Source organism: Acutalibacter sp. JLR.KK004 (genome assembly GCF_036941085.1).
In the GTDB taxonomy this organism is placed as follows: Bacteria; Bacillota; Clostridia; order Oscillospirales; family Acutalibacteraceae; genus Acutalibacter.
Genome location: NZ_JAYMNQ010000001.1, coordinates 684,571 through 707,031, shown reverse-complemented (window position 1 = coordinate 707,031; position 22,461 = coordinate 684,571). Strand labels below are relative to the sequence as shown.

Genomic DNA, 22,461 nt, shown 5'->3' with positions numbered 1-22,461 from the left:
AAAGCTGCGACCAAACTTTTCCAAGACGCGGAATAATTTCAGCAGGAGGGATTTTAAAACATGAAAAGTGGTAAAAAATTTGCGCGCATCACCCTGGACAAGGATTTCCAGATAAGCCCCGTTGACAAGCGTATTTACGGATCGTTCATCGAGCACCTGGGCAGGGCGGTGTACGGCGGCATTTACCAGCCGGGCCACCCCTCGGCGGACGGGGAAGGCTTCCGCCAGGACGTGCTGGATTTGGTGAAGGAACTGGGGGTGCCCATTGTGCGGTATCCCGGGGGCAACTTTGTCTCAAACTTTTACTGGGAGGACAGCGTCGGCCCTGTGGCGGACCGCCCCCGCCGCCTGGAGCTTGCCTGGCGCAGCACAGAGCCAAACCTCATCGGGGTAAACGAGTTTGCAAGCTGGGCCAAAAAAGCGGAAACCCAGGTGATGATGGCGGTGAACCTGGGCACCCGGGGGATTGAGGCCGCCTGCAACCTGCTGGAATACTGCAACCATCCTTCCGGCACCAAGTACAGCGACCTGCGGATAAGCCATGGGATAAAAAACCCCCACAGAATTAAAACCTGGTGCCTGGGCAACGAGATGGACGGCCCCTGGCAGACAGGCCACAAAACCGCCTATGAATACGGCCGCCTGGCAGACGAAACCGCCAAGGCCATGCGGCAGATTGACCCCTCCCTGGAGCTGGTGGCCTGCGGCAGCTCCAACACCAACATGCCCACCTACCCCCAGTGGGAGGCCACTGTCCTGGAGGAGGCCTACGACAGCGTAGACTTCATCTCCCTGCACACCTATTACGGCAACCGCTTCCACGATACCGCCAATTTCCTGGCCCAGTCTGACGACATGGATCATTTCATCAAGACCGTTATCGCCACCTGCGATTTTGTCAAGGCCAAGAAGCGCTCGAAAAAGGACATCATGCTCAGCTTTGACGAATGGAACGTGTGGTTCCACGCAAACGAGGCCGACGACGACACCATGAAGAACCGGCCCTGGAGCGTGGCCCCCCGTCTGCTGGAGGATCAGTACGACTTTGAGGACGCCCTGCTGGTGGGCCTGATGCTTATCACCCTTTTAAAGCATTCCGACCGGGTGCGCATGGCCTGCATGGCCCAGCTTGTAAACGTTATCGCCCCCATTATGACCGAGGAAAACGGCCCGGCCTGGCGGCAGACCATCTATTATCCCTACCTCCACGCCTCCCGGTACGGCAGGGGCATTGCCCTGGAAACGGCCCTGCGCTCCTCCAGGCACGACACCCTGGACTACACAGACGTAACCGACGTGGATGCCGCCGCTGTGTGGGACAACGAAGGGGAAGCCCTCACCATCTTCGCCGTAAACCGGGATCTGTCCGAGGATATCACCCTGGAAGCGGATCTGAGAAGCTTCCCCGGCTACCAGCTTTTGGAGCACCTAGTGCTGGAAAACCCGGACATGGGCGCCGTAAACACAGCGGAAAAGGAAGCGGTCTGTCCCCATGCCGCCACAGACAGGAACCAGCTTGCAGACGGCATCCTGCGCGCAAAGCTGGCTCCCGCAAGCTGGAATGTCCTGCGCCTGAAAAAAAGCATATAGGGCTTGAAAACCGGTATAGCCTGTTCCCAGCCCGCGCCCCGGCGCAGATCAAAAAAGCGGCCCGCCCCGAAGGGAGGCCGCTTTCCTAACAGGTTCTTATTTCACCGCCGCCCGGCGCATCACCAGCCAGGTAAGGCCGGAGAAAACCGCCGTAAGCGCCAGGCATGTAAAGCACAGCCTGGGCAGGCTGGAAAGGCACATCTGGCATAAGTTTAACAGCAAAGACAGAAGCGTTTTTTCCAGCCAGGGGTTCACCTCCAGAAGGGCGCTGCCGGCAATCAGCAGGCAGGGCCAGCCAGCCCAGAGGATGATTTTCCCCACCTTGCCCAGACGGTAGTTGAAGGCAGTAATCAAATAGCCGAAGGCATTCACCGCCAGCAGCACAAAAAAGCTGAACACAATGGACAGCACCGCGGAAGCCCCGGAGGTGGATACGGTATAGGTGAAATCAGAGCTTACCACTGACGTGACGTTAGAGCAATAGCATATCTCATAGAGGGAATGGGCAAAAAAGCTGTTGGGGAAGGGCAAGCTCAGCAGGGAAATAAGCAGGGTGTAAATTTCATCCGCCACAGCCATCGCCCCGCAGACAGTAGCCATAGCCCCCATCCGGGCCAAAAACTGGCTGCGGCGGGAAATCCCATGCTGGATGTTCAGCAGGAAGCTGTCCTTAAAAGCGCAGAGGGAGAGGATAAAAGAGAACACCATGGTCACAGCGGTAATGCCGCCGGAAGTGATGGTAAGGTCTGCGTCCGCCGCGTTTGCAAAAGGGAGGAACAGCAGGTTCAGCAAAACCATGCCCACCATCACGCCATAAAACACCAGGATAGCCATACGCTGGTCGTGTACCTGGTAGCGGTAAGAGGAAAGGAGCTTCATAGTAATACCTCGTTTCTGTGAAAAAATAAATGCAGCACGTGCGGGATTCTCAGGAATTTGTAAGCTGGATAAACAGCTTCTGCAGATCCATGGGGCCAAATTCCAGGTCTTTGGCAGCTTCCCTGCCCTTTTCCGGAGCGCCCAGCACATAGGCTGTGCGCAGGCCGCCCAAAGCGTCCATCCCTATCACCTTTTTGCCCTGGATGTAGGCGTCCACCGCCGCGGCCCCGCCGGATACGGTGTACCCCCCGGCCAGCAGGCTTTCCCGGGATTCCTGCCGCAAAATCTCCCCTTCCTTAATAATCACCACGTCCTCCACCAAATTTGCCACCTCTTCAATCAAGTGGGTGGAGAGCACCACCGTGAAAGGGTTCTCCGCATATTTTTCCAGCAGCCGCTTGTAGAAAAGCTCCCGGTGGTTGGCGTCCAGGCCCAGCACAGGCTCATCCAGCAGCACATAAGGCACGTTTACGCAAAGGGCCAGCACCAGCTTGAAAATGGAACGGTAGCCTGTGGACAGCCCGGAGATCTTCGCCCCGGGGCTCAGCCCGAAATCCCCCAAAAGCTTCTCCCCGTAGCTTTCGTCAAAGCTGGGGTAAAAAGCCTTTGCCCAGCGGAAGGCCCCTTTCACCCGCATAGCCTCCGGGTGCAGGGTGGCTTCGCTCATCAAAAAGATTTTGGCCTGAGCCGCGTCGTTTTCCAGCCCATTTTCCCTGTCCACAAGCACTGTGCCCTCATCCGGGAAAACCCGGTTCGTCAAAATGTTCAGCAGGGTGGATTTCCCCGCGCCATTGCGGCCCAGCAGGCCGTAAATCTTGTTCTCCTCAAACACCGCGCTTACCCCTTTCAGGGCCTGCACCTGTCCAAAGCTTTTGGAGATGCCTTTCAGTTCAATCGCCATTTTCTGCCCTTCCTTTCTCCGCGCTGTCAAATTCCAGCGCCACCATATCCAGCAGTTCCTGCCGTCCGATTTCCAGCCGCTGTGCCTCTGAAACCATGGCTTCCACAAAGCGCTGGGAAAAGTCCCCCTGGCGCTTTTTTTGCAGCAAGGCCCTGGCCCCCTCTGCTACAAACATGCCCACGCCCCGTTTTTTATAGGCGGCCCCCTGATCCACCAGCAGGTTTATGCCCTTCAAGGCCGTAGCCGGGTTGATAGTATACTGTACGGAAAGCTCTGTGATGGAGGGAAGCTGACCCCCTTCCGGCAAAGCGCCGGAGATCACGGCATCCTCCAAGCTCTCGGCAATTTGCAGAAAAATGGGCTTTTCCCCGCTGAAATCTACCTTTCGCATGCGCGCCTCCTTTCTTGTTTAGCTAGTTACTTGAGTAATTAACCATGACAGCAGTATACCACTGCTTTCCACCCCTGTCAAGGGGCTTGGGCAAAATTTTTCCAAATAAAAAGGCGGCCGGGTTTCCCCTGCCGCCCGGCTGCCTGGTATTTTACAAATTCTTCCGGTAATACAGCACCAATTCCCCCTCTTCCTCCTGGGCCATAACAAACTCCCCATAGCCCCAGTGGAGATAGATGCCCAGGTTCCGGGTTTCCTTTGCGCCCACCCCAATAGTCAGGGCTTCCAGGCCCCGCTTCCTGGCATAGCCCTCTAAAACCCCCACCAGCCTGGACATGTGCCCCTGGCCTTCCCAGCGCTTTTCCATGCGCAGGGCATTCACGTTCCCAACAGACTTCCCGTCCGCCAAAGCCAGCCTGCCCCCTATGGCCCCGCAGGCAGGGGACAGCAGCAGGGTGGCCTCCCCTACAGGCTCCCCCTCCAGCACAGCGGCAAAGGTTATGCCCATGCCGTTTTCGTTATAGGCGGTATATTCCCTGGCCCACTTGGCCCAGCGGGGATCCGCCGGGTAGGCCAGGAGGTTCTTTTCCCATAAACAGGCCAGTTCCTCTTTTGTTGCGGCATGATAAACAGCTTCCATGTGTGTGCCTCCTTCTGCGGCAGCAAAGGGCCTGCCGCTTCCATTATGCCACCGCCTCCCGTCCTTGTCAAGCTGCCCGGCCCCTCAAGCCTCCTGTCTCATAAAAGCGAAGGATAGAGAGGAAGAGGGCAGGGTGCAAAAGAGCAGAAAACATATGGGCCTTTATGGAAACTTTCTTGTGATGGCTGGCAAGGAAGTTTTTATGGACAGCCAGCGGATATTTTACATCCCTTGGATGCCGCTTGTATTCTATTTCTGACATCCTGGCCCGGATTTCTTCCATTTTCATCACCCCGCGTTATTATACCGCTTTTTTATGAGACGGGCGTGACTCATTTTTGCCTGCCGCGGCCTATATATATGGATACAGGGGGTGGCTATCCATATGAAGAAGAAACCAAAGGGCTTTTTTGCCCTTGTGAAAATCAACCTGAAAATGGCGGGGCTGGGAATTTTGTGCCTGGCGCTGGGTGCAGGGGCCTTTATGGCTGCCGCCGCTTCGGAGGGGGTGGAAGTGCCAGTGGTGATGTACCACTCCATGCTAAAGGATCCGGCCCGGCACGGCCAGTATGTCATCTCCCCGGAAGAGTTTGAAAACGATTTGCGGTATCTGCAAAGCCATGGCTATACCACCATCCTCATTGAGGATCTTATCGCCTACACCAAAGGAGGCTCCCTGCCGGAAAAGCCTGTGCTGCTCACCTTTGACGACGGATACTACAGCAACTACCTATACGCCTTCCCTTTGGCCCAGAAATACAACAGCAAATTTGTCATTTCCCCCATAGGCCGCTATACGGATCTCTACACCGACACCCCGGACGAAAGCGCCTACTATTCCCACTGCACCTGGGAAGAGCTGAAGGAAATGGCGGACTCCGGGCTGGTGGAGGTGCAGAACCACAGCTATGACCTGCACCAGAGCAAAAAAGGGGCGCTGGGGGTGAAGAAGCTTCCCGGGGAATCGGAGGAGCAGTACCGCCAAAGGCTTATGGGGGATTTGAACGAGGCCCAGCGGGCCATAACGGAAAAGGGGGGAATTGCCCCGCCTACGGCCCTGGCCTACCCCTTTGGGGCCATGAGCAAGTCTACCCCCGGCATTGTAAAGGAAATGGGCTTTTTATGTACCCTCTCCTGCGAGGAAAAGGTGTGCCGGGTGACAAGGGATCCCAATTCCCTGTTTGAGCTGGGGCGGTTCCTGCGGTATTCCGGTATAAGCTCCCAGGAGTTTTTTGAAAAGAGGATGGGCCTTAAGGGATAGGGGTTTAATTTTAGGGTCAACCCCTTTTTTAAAAGGGGTTGCAGGGTTCTTAGGGGCGAGGGTTGCCAGTGGCAACCGTCTCGAGCCGACCGAGCCGGCAGGCGAGACTCGGAGTCCCTAAGCCGCCGGAGGCATACACAGGAGGGGAGATACATGGGAGAACTGATTTGCGGGGTGCTGTGGGGCTGGCCTACCCTGGCCCTGATTTTGTCTGCCGGGGCCTATTTTTCCTATGAAACCTGCTTTTTCCAGGTGCGCAGGGCGGGGCGCTGGCTGAAAGCGGCCCTGTGCTGCCGGAAGGAAGCCCGCGGCGGGGTCAGCCAGTTCCAGGCCCTCACGGCCGCCCTGGCAGGCTCCATTGGCACAGGGAACATTGTGGGGGTGGCCGCTGCCATTATGGCAGGAGGGCCAGGGGCGCTTTTCTGGATGTGGGCCTCCTCCCTGCTGGGGATGATGACGGTTTTCATGGAAAACTATCTATGCGCCCGGTTTAAGCCTGTAAGGGGACGGGGCACGGGAGCTTTGCGCTACATAGAAAAGGCGGGGAAATACGGCGGGGCGCTGGCCCTGGTCTATGCCGCCGGGTGCTGCCTTTCCTCTTTGGGCATGGGCAACATGGTGCAGATGCACGCCTTCCGGGCCGCCTGGGAGGATCTGGGCGGTCCCGGCTGGGCGGCGGCCCTTCTGGCGGGGGCGGCGCTCTTTTTCGTGGCCCGGGGCGGGCTGGGGTTTGCTGTGAAGATAACGGAAAAGCTGGTGCCTGCCATGACCATACTCTTTATGGGCGCGTCCCTTTTTGTGCTGTGGGTTTTCCGGGAAAACCTCCCTGCCGCTTTATCCTCTATATGGGAAAGCGCCTTTTCCCTGCGGGCCGGGGCCGGAGGGACGGCGGGGATGGTGCTTGCCATGCAGGCCGGGATTTCCCGGGGGGTGTTTACCAACGAAGCGGGCCTGGGCAGCTCTGCCTTTGCCTATGAGGAGGTGGAGGGCCGCGCCCCGGCAGAGCTGGGATATATGGGGATTTTCCAGGTGTTCCTGGACACCCTGGTGATGTGTACGGTGACAGGGCTGTGCATCCTGTGCTGCCCGGCCCCCGGCCTTTCCGGGGCGCAGCTTACCTTTTACCCCTTTGAGCAGGCTATGGGGATTTGGGGCCGCTGGGCCGTATCCCTGTGTACAGTGCTTTTCGCCTTTGCAACCTCGGTGGCCTGGTGCTGTTACGGGAGGAGCGGCCTGTTCTACCTTACCCGGGGCAGGGGGCGCACAGCCTTTGCCCTGGCCTTTGCCGGGGCTGCTGTGGCAGGGTGTGTGCTGCCTTTGGAAACCCTGTTCCGCTTTGGGGACGCCTGCAACGGCCTGATGGCCCTGCCCAACATCTGCGCCCTGTTCCTCCTTTCCAAAAAGGGGCTTTCCTGGCTGGGCCAGGAGGAAAAGGGGTAGCGGAAAAAGAGGCGCATCCCCCAGCCTGACGGCCAAAAGGGTGCGCCCCGGTTTTTCTATCCTCTTTTCAGGAGCACTCCCTTATGCCCCCTGCTTTTTGCCGTGGATGGTTTTCATGGCAAACAGGGTGCCCACCATCAGCAGGATGGAGACGGGCAGGGCGATAAGGGCATTGGGTACAAAGCCCGCGAACAGGTAAGACACAAAGCTGACAGCCGCCGCTGTGATGGCATAGGGCAACTGGGTGGACACGTGATCCACGTGGTCGCACTGGGCGCCGGCGGAAGCCATGATGGTGGTGTCAGAAATGGGGGAGCAATGGTCGCCGCAGACAGCCCCCGCCATGCAGGCGGACACGCACACCACGCCCAGGGGATCGGTCAGGGGGAACACGCTGAGGGTGATGGGGATAAGGATGCCAAAGGTGCCCCAGCTTGTGCCAGTGGCAAAGGCCAGGAAGCATCCGATGAGGAACACCACAGCAGGCAGGAAAGCCTGGAAAGCCCCGGCAGAGCCTTTTACCACGCCTTCCACAAACACCTTGGCGCCCAGGGAATCTGTCATAGCCTTCAGCGACCAGGCAAAGGTGAGGATGAGGATGGCAGGCACCATGGCCCTGAAGCCCTCAGGGATGCAGTCCATGGTCTGGCGGAAGGTCATGGTTTTGCGCAGGCAGTAGTACAAAATGGTGAAGGCCAGGGCAAAGACAGAGCCAAGCATCAGGCCCACAGAGGCGTCGGAACCCGAGAAAGCCTCCACAAAGGACGCGCCCTCAAAGAAGCCGCCAGAATAAATCATGCCCACAACGCAGGAGATGATCAGCACAACAATGGGCAGCACCAGATCCAGCACGATGCCCTTCTCCTCTTCCTCCTCCCCGGCTGCGCCCGCATAGGGGTTTCTGCCGCCCCACAGGTCGCCATCATTTTGGGCGCTGCGCTCGAACCGGGCCATGGGGCCGAACTCCATCTTCATCACCGCCATGCCAATCATCATGACAATGGTGAGGATGGCGTAAAAGTTAAAGGGGATGGCCTTGATAAACAGGCTGAGGCCGTTGCCGTCCTCCACATAGCTGGCCACAGCCGCCGCCCAGGAGGAAACCGGGGCGATAATGCACACAGGCGCGGCGGTGGCGTCGATGAGATAAGCAAGCTTTGCCCGGGACACCTTGTGCTTGTCCGTTACAGGGCGCATAACAGAGCCTACGGTGAGGCAGTTGAAATAGTCGTCGATAAAGATAAGTACGCCCAGGGCCACAGTGGCAAGCTGCGCGCCCACCCGGCTTTTGATGTGCTGCGCGGCCCAGCGCCCGAAGGCGGCGGATCCGCCGGCCTTGTTCATCAAAGCCACCATGGCCCCCAAAATTACCAGGAACACCAGGATGCCGATGTTGTACCCATCGGACAGCACGCTGACAATGCCTCCCTGGAACACGTGGAGCACAGTGCCCTCAAAGGAATAGGCGGAATAGAGCAGGCCGCCTATGACAATGCCCACAAACAGGGAGGAGTAGACCTCCTTGGTGATAAGGGCCAGGGCAATGGCGATGACCGGGGGCAGCAGCGCCCAGGCGGTGCCATAGAACCCGCCCCCCTCCGCGGCGCTCTCGCCGTTTCCGGCAAGCAGGGGGCCTACAAACACTGCCACCAGGATAACCGCCAGCAGCACCCCCTTGATAAGGTTTGCTTTCTTCATGTTTTTCCCTCTCTCATGCAAAAAGTCATGACATACTCTGTCATGACTTCACAAAAAGGCATATGAATCACAACAGCGCTCCGCCCTCCCTGCAAGGAAGGCGACAGTCTGCGGGATCTTCTCCCGCAGCCCGGCAAAAGGAGCTGGGCGCTCCTTAGCCTCGGCGGCATCCCCTTTCCGCTTCCACCCTTGCCCGGGGCCTGCTGGAAACGTACTCTTGTCAGCCGCGCCTCTATCATGCTTATGCTTATCATACCCCCTCCCGCCCCGCTTGTCAAGCGGGATTTGGGGAGAGTATGTGTCCAAACGCGCGTTTTACATTCCCGGTGCAAATGCTCATGTACGGTAAAGAAGCAAGCAACCGAAAACAAGCGATAGACCGCCAGCACCACACTATTCCGAACCAAAGAAACCAAAGAGCAAAAGACAAGCATTGTGGAAATGTGCATAACAGGCTATGGAATCATGGATAACTCTATTCACAGCACATGGAAAAGCTGAAGAGCAGCTTTCCCACGTCCTGCAAACAGAGTTACCCACAATTCCATAAGACAGCCAGTTATACACATTACAGCACAATGCCGACTACTACGGAATCCCTCTCATTCATACATCTTTTGGGACATTTCCATATATGACAGACAAACAAATAAAAATTTGAACACTATCATAAAAGTCAAGAAATATTATCTTGCTTTATCTTGACTTTTTTAATCATGTCCATTATAATAAGTGCGCTTATAATAAGCAAACTTATTATTGGAGGTATCAAAAATGTTCAAGTACGAAAACATGGTGTCTGGAAATATTGACATCAAAAAATTATGGGAACTTTATAGTAATGTTTCCCGTTGGAAAGAGTGGGATAATGATGTGGAAAATGTAGTGTTGCATGGTAACTTTGCGACTGGTAGTAATGGAATTATGTCAATGAAAAATGGGCAATCACTCCCGTTTGTGATTGACAGCATTGATACTGAAAGGGAATTTACTACAAGTTCTCATTTAGGCAAGATTACCATATCGTTTGGTCATGTTATAACAGAAAGCACTATAACACATACGGTTATCATTAGTGGAGGGGCAGACGAGCAAATGGAAGGTATGGGCAGAGGAATAACAGCCAACTTGCCTAACGCAATGGATAAATTGTTGTCTATGGTATCACAATGAAGGAGTCACGATATAATTCGCGCGATGAAAGCATTGGTTTGTTATTTTGGCAAGTATCTACTCTTTGGCAAAGGGCGGTTAAATCAGTTTTACGTCAGTTTGATTTGACACATACTCAATATGTCATACTTGCTGTTATTGTTGAATTAAGTGAAAGTGATATTGAAATTACGCAAAAGAAAATATCCGATTTCTCGATGATTGACCCTATGACAGTATCGTCAACATTACGTTTGCTGGAAAAGAAAGGATTAACGCAAAGAATCCAAAGTAAAGTTGACAGTCGTGCGAATACAATCTGTAATACAGATAATGGATTATCTGTATTAAAAGAAGCGATTAAAGCAGTAGAAAGTGTTGACATTAGTTTATCCAAATTGATGAATTTCTTTCTATAAACTCCTCACTTTGGACATTCCCCAGCTCTGCCAGCAGCTTGACCGCCTTATCGTTGCCGCAGTTCAGGGCCTCTTTGATTTCATCTAAGGGATAGTAGATGAACACGCGGTTTTCTTCGTCATACCAGCCGTTCCGGGCCGACAAACCCATACGGTCAAGCATAAGGCCATAAAGCAGCTTGGCGTCGGTGGAAACGTGCTTGAACTCCAGGCCCACAATGAGCTGACGGGGGATACGGTAGAAACTGAACTGCTCCGATTCCCCGCCGTAAAAATAATCATAGTCAAGGCGGTCTTTCATGGGGAAAACTCCTTTCTATAATGATAGTATCTAAAAATTGGCATGAAAAAAGGGGCGTTCATAAAGTTCTGAACGCCCCTAGTGGGAATGTGCTTGTATGGCCGGGATATGCTGGCCTACGAAACACATACAACATACAAGAAAAGGCTCGTTCCTTTTGAAACAAGCCTTTTCTCTCGTGTACCCTGTGGTGGAGATAAGCGGGATCGAACCGCTGACCTCTTGAATGCCATGCAGACAAGAGAAAAAGAGCCGTCTCAAAACTTAGAATATATCACAGTTTTAGAACTGGTAAACGTTGGGAGATTCGGGCAACTTAACGGATTATAACAAAAGCGTGGCTGCGTCTACATTCTAAGACACCTGCTTTTGTTCGGAATTTGTTCGGAAAATGCGGGCAAGGTTATCACCACAAGCCAAAAGACACGAGCGCGAGCCCGTGTCTTTTTGATTGTTAACTTTCAATTTCAGCTTACCAGCACCATAGGCACCCCGCAATCTAAGCAAGCCACATTCACGGCCTTTGTAGCCCTCACAGAGCACCCGCAGCATGGGCATTGATACTTTCTGCTGTTGCTCCCCTTGCCGGTCTTCGGGGCCGTCCCAGGGCCGCCGTAGGGAGTACCGCCGCCGCGAATCATCCGCCCCTCGTTTCGGTTCATATGTATCTCGCCCCAGCCCTGCTCAAGTATGAACGCAAGCAGCTTGTCTGTCGGCTTGGTGATGCTCCACCCTATGGCAAAAGCAGTTGCAATTACCGAGCAATGCCCTATGGAGATCGGACTGAATATTTTGGGCGGCAAGTGGAAATTGAAAATCCTGTGGCAAATTTCCAAGGGGGCCGTGCGCTTCAATGAATTGCAGAGGCGTTTAAGGCCCTTCACCAATATAGACAGGAAACCTCTACGGCACGTCACATTTTTTCAAAAAATAAAGTGCAGGGGACAAAACTCATTTGTGTTTTGTCCCCGCACCTTTCGTTTAGATAATCATGTCCGAAAATGTATCGGCCATTCGCCCAACAAAATTCCATTGGCGCTCCATGTAAGACTTTAGCTGCTGGGTGTCTCGCTGGTAGTCTGTATAAATCATATCCAAAGCGTCAAAGTGATTTGCTATGGCCTGGGCCACATGGTAGCCGCTCTCCATTCCCGCCGAAATCCCCTCGCCCATCGGATTGAGGAACCCAGCGATCTCACCGGCAAATAGTACCCGGCCCTGTCCATAGGTGACGGAGCAACCGGGCCGGATATGGGGCATCAGCCATTTTTCCGCCTTGACCTGCTGCCCGATCTGCAAGCCGTGGTGGGTTTCCATGTAGGAGATGAACCGCTGATAGAACTGCTCGATCCTGCTGGTGTTCTTGACCGAAACGCCCAGCACCAGCATTTCATCTTTCACATTGAACCATGCGTCATACTCGGACAGCTCCGGCTGTAAGTAGGCGTAGAAGTAGTGCGGGTCTAACTGGATTGTTCCCCGGTTGAACGTCTGGAAAGTCGTGATATAATCCCGGCTGTTCCCAAGTAACTGCCGCTTTAATATGCCGGTGACACCTTCACAATCAATGACGTATCCGGCCTGCTCTGTGCAGGAGGATTCCCCCCGCAGCGTGACAGAGATCAAATTGTCCTGTTCCTCACAGAAGATGGCGTTGGTGCCGTCCCGGACTTCTGCGTCGGACGCTGCCGCCTGTTCCGTTAGCCAGTTATCAAAGGAACTGCGCCACACGTTCAAGCCGCCTTGTTCAAAGCGGAACTCTCGACCTTTATCATCTGTGAAGATCATGCCCCGGTTTTCTACCGGGGTACACGTTGCAGATAGCGGTACATCCTGTCCATAGTAGCGCCGCACCAAATCTATTGACTTCTGGATCAGGACGCCGGAGCATGATTTATAGCGAGGGAGTTTGTGCCGTTCTACCAGCAGGACGTGAAGCCCTCTTTCAGCCAGTACCTTTGCGGCGGTACTTCCGGCAGGGCCAGCACCGATAACAATTACATCGTACATGGGGCACCCCGTTTTTCTAAAGTTTCGCTTCGATTATAGCACAATTTCATGGCTGATACAACGTAAGACAGGGCTTTCGATTCAACAAAGATGAATTATAAAGGGAAGTAAAGAGAAAATTACATCATTCCAAAGAATGAGTATGAACTATACAATGTGCTTGGGTGATGTAATATGGCAGAGGTCAAGGATTGTCCCGGTTTTGAAACTTTTGGAGAGGATGTACGAGCAGGGCGTGAAGCGCAAGGAATGACACGCAGAGCGTTGGCAGAGGAAGTAAGCGTATCAACTCGCTATCTCGCCAACATTGAATTAGGTCTAATAATTCCCAGCGTCCCGGTCATGTTGCGACTGATACAAATTTGTCATTTACCTATGGAACGCTACTTCAATCCTGCGCTAATGCAGGAAAACAGTGAAGTACGCCAGAGAGTGCGTCACAAAATGCAACTATGCCCGGAAAAATATCTTCCTATCGTAGAAGCCACTTTGGATGGGGCAATCAGAATGAAAGAGTAAGAGCCGTTGATTGCGAGGTCAATGGCTCTTATTCGTATGCCCTTATCTTCAGCGGTAGGTTACGACCTACGCTTGGCCCAGCACATTCACACGCAATAATCCCCGCCGCTCTCGCCGCTGGGCGTACTCTACCAACTCACGGGCGTTGCCGGGGTGCCATGCGTAGGCAATCAGAAAGTCGCTGTTGTCCACCATGTAGCGGTTGGCCCGGACGATAGCCAGCTTCCTTGGCACTTGCTCTATCCCCGGAGGGTAAAAGGAGCCGTCAAAGCCGCTGGGTGTCTTTTCAGTCCGTTCAGCCGGGTGGTAGGGCCGCAGGCAGATCAGCCGCACGTCCGGGTGGCGCACCTTGGCCCGCTTCACCGCGCTTGCCGCCAGCGCGTCAAACCCGCCGTAGCGCCCTACCACAAACTCCCCCACACCATACTCCGTGATATGCCGCTCCACCAGGGCATCCAGTACCGGGGCCAGACTGTCCGGCGCGTCCCGGTGGCCGATAAAAAAGCAGGTTTTCTCCATCGCATGACCTCCTTGTGCCCGCCCGTTCGCCGGACGGCGGGAATACTTGACCTGTGATTGCCCTATTATATCATTGTATTGCTATAAATAGCAATTACATTCTCTAAATAAATCCCCGTTTTCGTGTTACCCTTTTATCGGAAAGAGGGGTGCGCTATGGAAACGGAATATCGGGAACAGTACATCCGCTTCGGATTGAAGGTGCAATACTACCGAAAATTGCAGGGGCTGACGCAGGAGGCGTTTGCGGATAAGATCGGGCGGTCATGGTCGTATGTCTCTAAAATTGAAAGCCCCACGCGGGTCTTTGGCGTGTCGTTGGAAACGCTGTTTAAGATCGCGGATGTACTGGAAGTTCCCGTTTCAAAGCTGTTTGAGGAATGAAAAAAGCCGCCCTGGACGAACTGTTTCCAGTCAGTCCAGGGCGAAAATTATACGTCTGCGGGGTCAGTAGGCAGGTGTGCCGTATCCATAAATTTCATAATGGCCTATGGCGTAGCGGTTCTCCCGGCAGCTATCGCCGGAGTTGCCCTCCACGGTGTAGACAAGACCGTTCTCCACCTTCTCCACAATGCCCACATGGTCGGCAAGGCCGTCCTGGGGGCCAGAGCTGCCCTTGTTGTCCCAATCAAAGTACACGATTTCCGCCATCGCCGCTTCCTCCGCCGCTGCCTGGATGTTGTTCATCAGGCCCACCCACTTCATCTGATCGGACGCTTTCAGTTCCTCGGTCACGCCCTGCTCCCGCGCCATTTGCGCCGTCAACCGCTCCACCATCTCGGTGGCCTCCCGGTCGATCTTCTCCAGATGGGCGTTCAGTTCCCCGGTCAACAGCATCCCGGTGTAAATCCCGTGCCGGTGATTGGCGAGGAAACTGCGCCGCAGCATCCCATATTTTCCGACCTTCGGTGCCTCCGGCACGTCCAGATTGGGCAGACGGTAGCCGCTCTCCGTTCTGTATGTCAGTTCCATGCTCAACGCTCCTTTCATGTCTTACTCTGCCGTTATTATACTGCCTGTCAGGATTCCCGGCAAATGTGCGATTTTGTTTTTCTTCCTCCCAATAGAGGGGTAACACGGTGCTGGCGATCTCACGCAGGGGCATTTCAGCTATATCACTGGCCGCGGCCCCCAGGATGGCAAAGACGATCATGTGGCGTACCTCCGGGTCGAAGCGTTCCAGCGCCATGATGTCGTGCCCCTTCAATTTCTCCGCACCGGATTGCTGCCTGGCCTCGGCAATCTTTTCCCCAATCGTCCGGGGCGGGTAAGGCAGACAGTAATTCTTTTGAATATCCCGCACGATGTCCATGCACTCGGCATCCGTCAGAACGCGCAGCTTTGCCATCAGATTTTCCGCTGCCTTCCGCTGTTCGGGACTCTTTGTGTACCGGACAGTCATGTAAAGCTCGTTCAGGACTTTGGATTGATAGTCGCCCTCAACCTGAAAAAGCAGCCGTTTTTCCATTTCATTTAATTCCATGTGAATCTCCTTTCTTCTGAAAATGGGTATGAAAAAAGGGCGCCCACCTGCAAAAGTGAAACGCCCACGGCAATCAGCGATCCGGCAATATACCGGACCGCTGGCACTATTAAATTTTGTCGTTAATGAAACAGCCTCCTTTATTCGATAATTTTCTCGTCATATTTCAACTTGGAAAAGGAATTGAATAAATGACGGCAAACGCTCAAACCCCTTGAAAATAAAGGCTTTTTCCGTTTGTCGTTATTATACCGTAACGGCATACCTACGCAACCTTTTTTAACAACATCCCCCTCACGAAGAGCTTCTATGATATATTATTAGACTCGAATTTACTATATTATTCACCAAATTAAACAGTAACAAGTGCACAAAAAATGTGCAAGATGACAATAAACTCATTTTTGTCGTCAGCTTTATGTAAGGGAGTATACTCTATTGTAAATCATGCAATCGAGTCTTTTTTCTTTTCATATATTAATCCATATTCGTATCATAGGAGTCGAAGATTAGCATAGTTGGAATTTTTCGTCATCCATGATAATTTAGCCTGAAAGATATCTTGTGTTTAAATATTATAGATATATCATAGATAAAAGTAACACACTTCGATTAAATTCAAACAGAAGTGTGTTAGCTAATTTACATCATTGTAGTAATATATGTTTCAAGTTGGTTTATTGTAATATCAACATCCGCAATATTTTTTCGCAAAAGCCTATGAAGATCCTGATTAATTTCTATATCCTTGCCTTTAATGCAAATAGTTTTCTCACCGAATGTGATATGCCCTAGACGATTACGATACATATTGATTTTATCAATATAGTATTGTTTGAAATCTTTTGGGCATACAGTATCTGGCAGATTGTAGGCAGTAAATAGAATCGGTAAAATCGTTTGAAGTATGTCTAATCTGTCAGATATACTCAACATACGCTCATTGTTATTTGCATATTCAAAAATAATGGCGGAGGACTTTGCCGTTTCGACTTGTTTTGTAATCCATGCTTTTTTTCCGTCCAATAATCCAAAGAGAGTTTCAGTTAATGATGCTTTTTGCGTTTCATTAAACTTTTGCCAACAGATATTCAAGATTTCTTTAATTCTTAATTCAAAATCGCTAGTGTTATCGAGAACAAAGCCACGCAAATTGACAACATCTTCTGAGCGTCTTACTATTTTACTTATGATTTTTTCAATCTTCTCTGTAAAAATAGTATAGTCGCGTTTTGTTAAATAAACACCATCAATTGGTGGCATATTGGCACTGATAGCAGCCAACATAGCATCTTCTTCCGAAGAATAAAACAAAATATCAGTTAGTATATTGCTTTCTCGCAAAGCTGAAACAATTTTATCACCAGTTACCCCATCTGCCAACTTGAAATCCATTAAAATTAAATCATAATCATTACATTCAGCGAATTGACTTCCATTGTGCCATCTCCACTAATAGTAATTTTGTTTTCGGATTTGCTGGATTTTACTGTGCCAGCCGTAGTTTCATCACCAATCGGAACGTCAGCAGCGACACCCTCTTTGATTAATTTATCTACATCCGCAAATTTATCCTGAACCTTTTTAAAGTTGTCGTTAATCTTTCGGGCGACTTCTGCACCAGAATCCGAATTGGCCTGTGTCGTACCAGCCCTCAACAACTCATAAACAAAATTCATTAATCAGTCACCGCCTCCCTTTTTAAGCATACAGAATATAATCTGAACATAACGCAGCGGTATTAAAAAGGAATCCTTTATAGTCCTCTGGCTGTCCTACTGGAGCAAAGCAGCTACCAGCAACAACAGGATCATCACCGCCTCCGGGCGGATCATACGGAGGACTATGGACGGGATAGAATACACCCCAATAAAATCCATAAGCCATAGACATATTGCATCACCGCCTTAATAGATAAAACAAATAATACAATCGTTTACTGACGTTTTGAATTTTACTTCTCGGATTTCAGCAGTATTTGTGCCGCCAAGTGCAATGCTTGAGAAATTGCCTAATCCGTCAGTTGTAAATTCAAATCCATCCATAAGAAATTCTGTATAAGCCGCTGTTTTAATGGTGATGTGATATAACTTGTCTGCAAGTGAACTCGGCTCAACCTTTTTAACTTCTGCCAAACAACGTTCAACGACATTTTCATTTGCAGCAAAGTTGGCGTGTAATAATCCACCTTGTTTTCTTACCATTATTTCACCACCTTTTATAAATAGAGTTCTTTATGTTATTCTACAATTATCACATAATCGACCTCTTCCAAAGTCATATTGTCAAAATCACTCAGAGTTAAATCGTCCATTTCATATAACAACCGATACCTCTTTAATCCTGCGCTTGCCTCACAATCTAAATACATATCGGCAGTTATAGGTTGAATAAATTGAATTATAGTTTCTACAATATTAGCAAAGACATTAAGCACATCTTCCATTCCAGTAAACTTCTTCAGCAAAAAATCTTGTTCCGTATCAATATCAAGCCATGTTTCAAACTCAGGATCATGTAAAACATTTTTCAGCACAAGATCATCAACCATATCTGCATACAAATATGTCATTGCTTCACCACTGATATGGAGCAAATAGAAAATGTCAGTTGGTGCAACATCCAAGAACATTGCAATTTCATCTACATCAATCATTTTCTTGCTTGCCATTTCAGCATCGGCAGATATATATAATTCATTTTCAAACTTATCAATGCTATATTTCAATGTATCTAATTCTTCTGCAAACATCATCATGTCGAACTTTGCATTGCCGAGTGAAAGTGCGACATAATAATCAAGCGGAGAAGCATAAATCTCCAGAGCAGAATCACCACTAATGAAACTTTTTTCAAGAATGTCCATTTCATCAGCAGACAAAACTATTTCTGATTCACCACTTGCCATAGTCTGTTTTAACAAATCAACATCTGTATCTAAATACATTTCACTTACAATTTGCTCATGAACAATTTTAAGAATATCGTGCATGGAAACATCAATAAACATTTTGTCTCGTTATCTCTTGTAATTTCACCACTCTCATCAATATCCTGCCCCTTACTCTCATTTGTAGGGCGACCTGTAATTTCATCACCAGTAGCAGTATAAGAAGTTTGCAATGGTACAAATTTCTCATGCAACTTGAGTACAGTATTTTCCAATAAGAGTGAACCAATAATTCTACTCGGACTTTTACCAAGAGCAACACCATAATCAATCTTAAACGGCTCTCCATTTTGAGCCGCTTTCAGCATAGCGTCAGCCACATCATTTCGATTAAAAACAGTAGAATCTTGTATTCTCAATGCAAATTTAAATTGTGGCTTATTGAACTTACGCAGTTTAATGAACCGTGTAAATACACGCTCTACTTGCCGATAAAAACCATAAATAAAAGCGGCATCATTCTCAATCGACATTTTCATTGCCGTTGCAGATGATCCGCTATTGAACAACTCTTTTGTGACACCAGCATTATCATATAAATTAGTAATAGCATCACTCAGATTATTCGCAGTATTTGCATTGTCCTTAAAGCTAACCGCTGTGGCCTTTCCGGGAGCATGAATCAATCCAACATCTTCTGGCATATTTGCTTTATTCATTTCTGCAAATACAGCCAAAGTTTCATCTGTAAGCAACGGTTTGTCTACAGCATCCTCATCAATAGGGATTTCAATAACAATAGCCTTATAATTATCAACCCTTGCTTTCTGCAATTTCAATTTCTTGTATGTATCTAAGTCCAAAATATCCTTAATAAGTCCAAGCAAAAATGGCATCGGAGTAATAGAATTTTCATTAAACTTAAAACACATCTGCTTATCTGCTGGTGGAACAAACCATCCATCAAAATAAGAATCTCCATTCCGATAATCTAAATATGCCTGTTTGACATAATCAGGATATGAACCAATATGCAATGGGTTAATTCCGCTTAATTGTATCTTGAAATTAAATACGCCATCTTGTACCTGACAAATCTTGCAAATGGACGGATTGATTGACAAAACAAAAAAGTCTGAACTATCTTCAAAAATCAATCCATAAAATACATCCTGCATGGGTAGAACACTCGTGATTTTTAACATTTCATGTTTGAAACTCATCTTTTCAAATTCAGAACACACATTTGCATATGCGTCCCTCAGTTTCATTTGCTTTTCTTCACTATCCAATTCGCTCTCTTTAACATCATACACATCAATATTGTAATTAAACAGTCCCATTTTCCCAAAATAGTTATTCAAACGCATATAGAATTGTGAAGTATACATGAGATAATGACTTATCTCAATTAACATCATAGGATTGCTTGTTGGATTTTCAAGCGCATCAGCAATTCGTTCTAACGAATAACCTTTAATTTTATGAGACTTCAGAACATCAGTATTTGTACACAAATCATGAATCATTAATCGTTTGAATCCCGCTAAGTCAAGACGGCTTTTGCCATTTTCGGTTTCCTCAAAACGTTTTACATCTTTGTCATAATCCAAACTTGAGTAAATTACTTTTGTTACTGGCATTATATCACCGTCCTTTCTTAATACATTCTTGGCCTACGATTCAACGCTTTTAACCGTTCGGCAAATGATTTAATGTCAACATTTGATTTGCTTCCACTATCATCTACTTTTACAATATAGTAAAGCAAATAAGCAACCGCAGAAAAACGGTCTTTGTCAAACTTACTTACAACTTTCTCAACGGATAGATTCTTGCCACTCTGAAGAAGTTTTAAATTACCAACCTCTTGGAAGAACAATTCCTCCTGTACAAAAGGCATAACTTTTGAATTTAAATCATCATTATCCTTAATAGCATAATCGCCGCCATTTTTACTCTCTAAAAATCTCAACGTACCAGAATCAATCATATCAATAAAATTTGTTAAAATCATCGTTTGACAAGACTGAGCCTTGAGATCATAAAGGCATTTATCGGCTTTCTTTGCATCAGGAACAGCATCAGTATTGATTGTGTCCCAAGCTGGATATGTTTCTCCAGTTAAAGGATCGTATGTTTCTTCCATCAGTTTATCAATCAATCCAGTTCCCAAGCCATTGCCATCGACAACAGCAATCTTAGCGTTATACCTCTTTCGGACACGCTTGACAATGCAAGCCTGAGTTCCAAAGTTCAGCATATTTGAAACATGAATGATATTTGCTAACTGAATCTCCGTAATTTTACCATCAGAGTTTCTTATAACCTTACCAACTGCAATAGATGACTGGTTATTATTCTTGTTTTGAGAACGTGCAACGTCCATTGCCAAATAGAACTCATCATCGTCACTTGTACTGCTTAATATTGGCTCTGTAAGAGTCCGACAATTCATAAAACGGTTGATATTTACCAATGCACCTGTTGAACTACCTACCCAATTCCCACCGTAGTTCATATCAAAAGCAATAGAGGACATATTTTTCTTTTTCTCTAAAATAGTTCTTTTACTTGAACCACGACCATACCAACAACCAAGCATCCAGTTTGAACCTAATACAATTTTACCCTTTATATCCCGCATATCGTGGAACATTGCAAGGTTTCGGTTAAATTCATCTGAACCCCTAAATCCGGGAGTAGTATAAAAATTAATCTGCTGATTCATTTCCTCTGGATTGACGATTGCTAATTTACCGCAAGTAGTACGACCAACTTCAACAACAGGTTCAAGAGCATCTTCAAAAATAACATTATCCATCAAGTTAGATTCTTCGATGCTAATACGCTTTCTACGCTGGCCTTTGCTGGTTTGTGCGTTAGCTAAAGCATCAATTCTTGCACCGTTCTTAAAAACGATCAGAGCGTCACCTTTAATAAAGCTGGACTTCTTTATTTCATTTTCCAGCATTGGGTAATAACGAATTAACTCTGTAAATTTATCCTTTAACAGTGCAGCAGCGTTCTCTTTTGTCTGAGCCGTTAAAGACAACTCAATATTAGGATAACGAATTGCAACTACTACCATTGTTGCAAATTCTAAAAATGTCTTTCCATAGCCTCGATTAAAACAACCATGTTCACTAAAAAATCGTGCGCCAGCCCTCATAAAGACTCGCTGATCTAAATGTAATTTAATGCTTCCCTCTGCGGGAGCCATCAAATCTAACGCTAAATCTGGATACCACATCCACCAACTTGCAAAATCATCACATTTTTTAATTTCTTCTAATGTCATGATTCAACTTCATCATCATTGTCACCATAATAATCTGACGGTAACTCAATGAACTCCTTAATTTTTTCACGATTATTTAGTGTAGGATCATCTGTGAAAATTCCATATGGATCACCATATTGCTTAACATACTCGGCTACCTTTTCATCATAAAATTTGTAAACATCCTCATATGGGACTTCTGGCTTTCCCTCTAATCTGCGACAATAGTTTATATAACACCAAATGATAAAATCTGGCGCATCATTAGGTCGATACTTAAACCGTGGCAAAATCCTTGTCACATCTTTTACACGCTCAAATTTTTGAAAGAACTCAGAAAAACACGTAACACCACCTTGTACATCAATAGAATTTAATTGCTTGAGTGCTTCGGTAGTCAACTTAGACCATTTCTCAGCATCGGCAATAATGCCGGAATTTGTTGCGATTTCTTCCTTTGCAGCAAAACGAACATAACGTAAAAGTAAGTTCTTCTGATTGCTTGAAATATTCGGATAATCTTGCTTAGTATCATCATAAATTCGCTGCATTGTTTGATACTCTTTTGAGGTATACCCTTCTCCAAACAACCTGATCATTTCCTCGCTTACTTCAAATTCCTCATCGTTCAAATAATATACTTTTTCGTTTTGATTTGTTTTACGCCAAGAACTTCCAACAGCATTATCGCTTTGAGCCGCTTGACTATATTTCTCACCTTGTTCAAAATCCAACATTTTAAATTGGGGTAACGAATTGATCTTTGTAAGATATTTCCCAACGATTAAACTTGCAGACGAATCAATACCGTATTGACTAACAGTTTGATCCCATTCCTTTTTTATAAAAGGCTTATCTAATTGACGCATAATGAGATAAACTTTTTCATCATTTGCAGTTCCATCTTCATTAGCACACGCTTTAATCACACATTCCTTACACATAGGTATATACCCATCTTTATGTAATGGATTGTAGCTTCGATAAAACCCTCGTTTTAAAGTCTTTTCTTCTCCGCAAGTAGAACATATTTTTTTGGCAGTAGTTAAACTGCCCGATCTGTTTGCCATACTGCCACCTCACTT

General features: G+C 48.4%; 25 protein-coding genes, 1 pseudogene and 1 riboswitch. Of the genes and pseudogenes, 8 read left to right on the top strand and 18 right to left on the bottom strand.

Annotated elements, in window-relative coordinates; genetic code table 11:
- Positions 1–60: 60 nt before the first annotated feature.
- A complete protein-coding gene (gene arfA, locus VSQ30_RS04125; RefSeq protein ID WP_334462202.1) occupies positions 61–1,590 on the top strand; it encodes an arabinosylfuranosidase ArfA in 1,530 nt (509 codons plus the stop codon).
- 96 nt (positions 1,591–1,686) lie between these two features.
- On the opposite strand, the gene VSQ30_RS04120 is transcribed toward arfA, so the two are convergent.
- From VSQ30_RS04120 to VSQ30_RS04105, 4 genes are all read right to left on the bottom strand, one after another.
- A complete protein-coding gene (locus tag VSQ30_RS04120) occupies positions 1,687–2,469 on the bottom strand; it encodes a hypothetical protein (protein WP_334462200.1) in 783 nt (260 codons plus the stop codon).
- 49 nt (positions 2,470–2,518) lie between these two features.
- Positions 2,519–3,370 (bottom strand): ATP-binding cassette domain-containing protein, encoded by an 852-nt coding sequence (locus tag VSQ30_RS04115; protein ID WP_334462198.1) that lies wholly within the window; start codon positions 3,368–3,370, stop codon positions 2,519–2,521.
- Complete coding sequence (locus VSQ30_RS04110; protein WP_334462196.1) at positions 3,360–3,761, bottom strand: GntR family transcriptional regulator; 402 nt, start codon at positions 3,759–3,761, stop codon at positions 3,360–3,362. The genes VSQ30_RS04115 and VSQ30_RS04110 overlap by 11 nt, the downstream gene beginning before the upstream one ends.
- A gap of 151 nt (positions 3,762–3,912) precedes the next feature.
- Positions 3,913–4,401 carry a GNAT family N-acetyltransferase gene (locus tag VSQ30_RS04105; RefSeq protein ID WP_334462194.1) on the bottom strand — a complete coding sequence of 163 codons (489 nt, stop codon included), beginning with the start codon at positions 4,399–4,401 and terminating at the stop codon, positions 3,913–3,915.
- Positions 4,402–4,786: 385 nt separating this feature from the next.
- On the opposite strand from VSQ30_RS04105, the gene VSQ30_RS04100 reads away from it, so the two are divergent.
- Both VSQ30_RS04100 and VSQ30_RS04095 read left to right on the top strand, forming a co-directional pair.
- A complete protein-coding gene (locus tag VSQ30_RS04100; RefSeq protein WP_160641868.1) occupies positions 4,787–5,662 on the top strand; it encodes a polysaccharide deacetylase family protein in 876 nt (291 codons plus the stop codon).
- Positions 5,663–5,815: 153 nt separating this feature from the next.
- Positions 5,816–7,102: an alanine/glycine:cation symporter family protein gene (locus VSQ30_RS04095; RefSeq protein WP_334462188.1), complete on the top strand. Its 1,287-nt coding sequence runs from the start codon at positions 5,816–5,818 to the stop codon at positions 7,100–7,102.
- Positions 7,103–7,183: 81 nt separating this feature from the next.
- On the opposite strand, the gene VSQ30_RS04090 is transcribed toward VSQ30_RS04095, so the two are convergent.
- Entirely contained in the window at positions 7,184–8,800 is a 1,617-nt protein-coding gene (locus tag VSQ30_RS04090) for a Na+/H+ antiporter NhaC family protein (protein ID WP_334462186.1), read from the bottom strand.
- Positions 8,801–8,865: 65 nt separating this feature from the next.
- Positions 8,866–9,043: riboswitch (Lysine riboswitch) on the bottom strand.
- Positions 9,044–9,574: 531 nt separating this feature from the next.
- On the opposite strand from VSQ30_RS04090, the gene VSQ30_RS04085 reads away from it, so the two are divergent.
- Together VSQ30_RS04085 and VSQ30_RS04080 are read left to right on the top strand one after the other, a co-directional pair.
- The gene (locus tag VSQ30_RS04085; protein ID WP_120407657.1) at positions 9,575–9,973 is read left to right on the top strand and encodes an SRPBCC family protein; all 399 of its coding nucleotides are present in this window, start codon (positions 9,575–9,577) and stop codon (positions 9,971–9,973) included.
- Positions 9,970–10,371, top strand: coding sequence for a MarR family winged helix-turn-helix transcriptional regulator (locus tag VSQ30_RS04080; RefSeq protein WP_334462184.1), 402 nt, complete (start codon positions 9,970–9,972; stop codon positions 10,369–10,371). Before VSQ30_RS04085 ends, VSQ30_RS04080 begins: the two co-directional genes overlap by 4 nt.
- On the opposite strand, the gene VSQ30_RS04075 is transcribed toward VSQ30_RS04080, so the two are convergent.
- Both VSQ30_RS04075 and VSQ30_RS04070 read right to left on the bottom strand, forming a co-directional pair.
- Positions 10,337–10,672 carry a replication initiator protein A gene (locus VSQ30_RS04075; protein ID WP_334462182.1) on the bottom strand — a complete coding sequence of 112 codons (336 nt, stop codon included), beginning with the start codon at positions 10,670–10,672 and terminating at the stop codon, positions 10,337–10,339. The two genes, VSQ30_RS04080 and VSQ30_RS04075, sit on opposite strands and share 35 nt — an antisense overlap.
- Positions 10,673–11,139: 467 nt before the next feature.
- Positions 11,140–11,334: a hypothetical protein gene (locus VSQ30_RS04070; protein WP_334462180.1), complete on the bottom strand. Its 195-nt coding sequence runs from the start codon at positions 11,332–11,334 to the stop codon at positions 11,140–11,142.
- Between the two features lie 28 nt (positions 11,335–11,362).
- On the opposite strand from VSQ30_RS04070, the gene VSQ30_RS04065 reads away from it, so the two are divergent.
- Positions 11,363–11,728 carry a winged helix-turn-helix transcriptional regulator gene (locus tag VSQ30_RS04065; RefSeq protein WP_334462178.1) on the top strand — a complete coding sequence of 122 codons (366 nt, stop codon included), beginning with the start codon at positions 11,363–11,365 and terminating at the stop codon, positions 11,726–11,728.
- Here the strand turns inward: VSQ30_RS04065 and VSQ30_RS04060 are convergent.
- Positions 11,654–12,682 carry an NAD(P)/FAD-dependent oxidoreductase gene (locus tag VSQ30_RS04060; protein WP_334462177.1) on the bottom strand — a complete coding sequence of 343 codons (1,029 nt, stop codon included), beginning with the start codon at positions 12,680–12,682 and terminating at the stop codon, positions 11,654–11,656. The two genes, VSQ30_RS04065 and VSQ30_RS04060, sit on opposite strands and share 75 nt — an antisense overlap.
- Positions 12,683–12,856: 174 nt before the next feature.
- Between VSQ30_RS04060 and VSQ30_RS04055 the strand changes: the two genes are divergently transcribed.
- A complete protein-coding gene (locus tag VSQ30_RS04055) occupies positions 12,857–13,201 on the top strand; it encodes a helix-turn-helix domain-containing protein (RefSeq protein WP_040655133.1) in 345 nt (114 codons plus the stop codon).
- 66 nt (positions 13,202–13,267) lie between these two features.
- Here the strand turns inward: VSQ30_RS04055 and VSQ30_RS04050 are convergent, their stop codons facing one another.
- Complete coding sequence (locus VSQ30_RS04050; RefSeq protein WP_016321971.1) at positions 13,268–13,720, bottom strand: hypothetical protein; 453 nt, start codon at positions 13,718–13,720, stop codon at positions 13,268–13,270.
- 156 nt (positions 13,721–13,876) lie between these two features.
- On the opposite strand from VSQ30_RS04050, the gene VSQ30_RS04045 reads away from it, so the two are divergent.
- A complete protein-coding gene (locus VSQ30_RS04045) occupies positions 13,877–14,104 on the top strand; it encodes a helix-turn-helix domain-containing protein (RefSeq protein ID WP_016321970.1) in 228 nt (75 codons plus the stop codon).
- A gap of 63 nt (positions 14,105–14,167) precedes the next feature.
- On the opposite strand, the gene VSQ30_RS04040 is transcribed toward VSQ30_RS04045, so the two are convergent.
- From VSQ30_RS04040 to VSQ30_RS04000, 9 genes and pseudogenes are all read right to left on the bottom strand, one after another.
- Positions 14,168–14,692 (bottom strand): TnpV protein, encoded by a 525-nt coding sequence (locus VSQ30_RS04040; RefSeq protein ID WP_334462172.1) that lies wholly within the window; start codon positions 14,690–14,692, stop codon positions 14,168–14,170.
- Positions 14,693–14,906: 214 nt separating this feature from the next.
- A pseudogene (locus VSQ30_RS04035) lies at positions 14,907–15,032 on the bottom strand (DUF5720 family protein); the annotation flags it as partial.
- 813 nt (positions 15,033–15,845) lie between these two features.
- Positions 15,846–16,598, bottom strand: coding sequence for a hypothetical protein (locus VSQ30_RS04030; RefSeq protein WP_334462170.1), 753 nt, complete (start codon positions 16,596–16,598; stop codon positions 15,846–15,848).
- A 5-nt stretch (positions 16,599–16,603) separates the two neighbouring features.
- Positions 16,604–16,882 carry a hypothetical protein gene (locus tag VSQ30_RS04025; RefSeq protein ID WP_334462169.1) on the bottom strand — a complete coding sequence of 93 codons (279 nt, stop codon included), beginning with the start codon at positions 16,880–16,882 and terminating at the stop codon, positions 16,604–16,606.
- A gap of 228 nt (positions 16,883–17,110) precedes the next feature.
- Complete coding sequence (locus tag VSQ30_RS04020; RefSeq protein WP_334462168.1) at positions 17,111–17,407, bottom strand: hypothetical protein; 297 nt, start codon at positions 17,405–17,407, stop codon at positions 17,111–17,113.
- A gap of 35 nt (positions 17,408–17,442) precedes the next feature.
- Positions 17,443–18,213, bottom strand: coding sequence for a hypothetical protein (locus VSQ30_RS04015; protein WP_334462166.1), 771 nt, complete (start codon positions 18,211–18,213; stop codon positions 17,443–17,445).
- Positions 18,156–19,736: a hypothetical protein gene (locus tag VSQ30_RS04010; protein ID WP_334462165.1), complete on the bottom strand. Its 1,581-nt coding sequence runs from the start codon at positions 19,734–19,736 to the stop codon at positions 18,156–18,158. The genes VSQ30_RS04015 and VSQ30_RS04010 overlap by 58 nt, the downstream gene beginning before the upstream one ends.
- A gap of 17 nt (positions 19,737–19,753) precedes the next feature.
- On the bottom strand, positions 19,754–21,394 hold the full coding sequence (locus tag VSQ30_RS04005) for a hypothetical protein (RefSeq protein WP_334462163.1): 1,641 nt from the start codon (positions 21,392–21,394) through the stop codon (positions 19,754–19,756).
- Entirely contained in the window at positions 21,391–22,446 is a 1,056-nt protein-coding gene (locus VSQ30_RS04000; protein WP_334462160.1) for a YonG family phage-derived protein, read from the bottom strand. Before VSQ30_RS04000 ends, VSQ30_RS04005 begins: the two co-directional genes overlap by 4 nt.
- Positions 22,447–22,461: the final 15 nt, after the last annotated feature.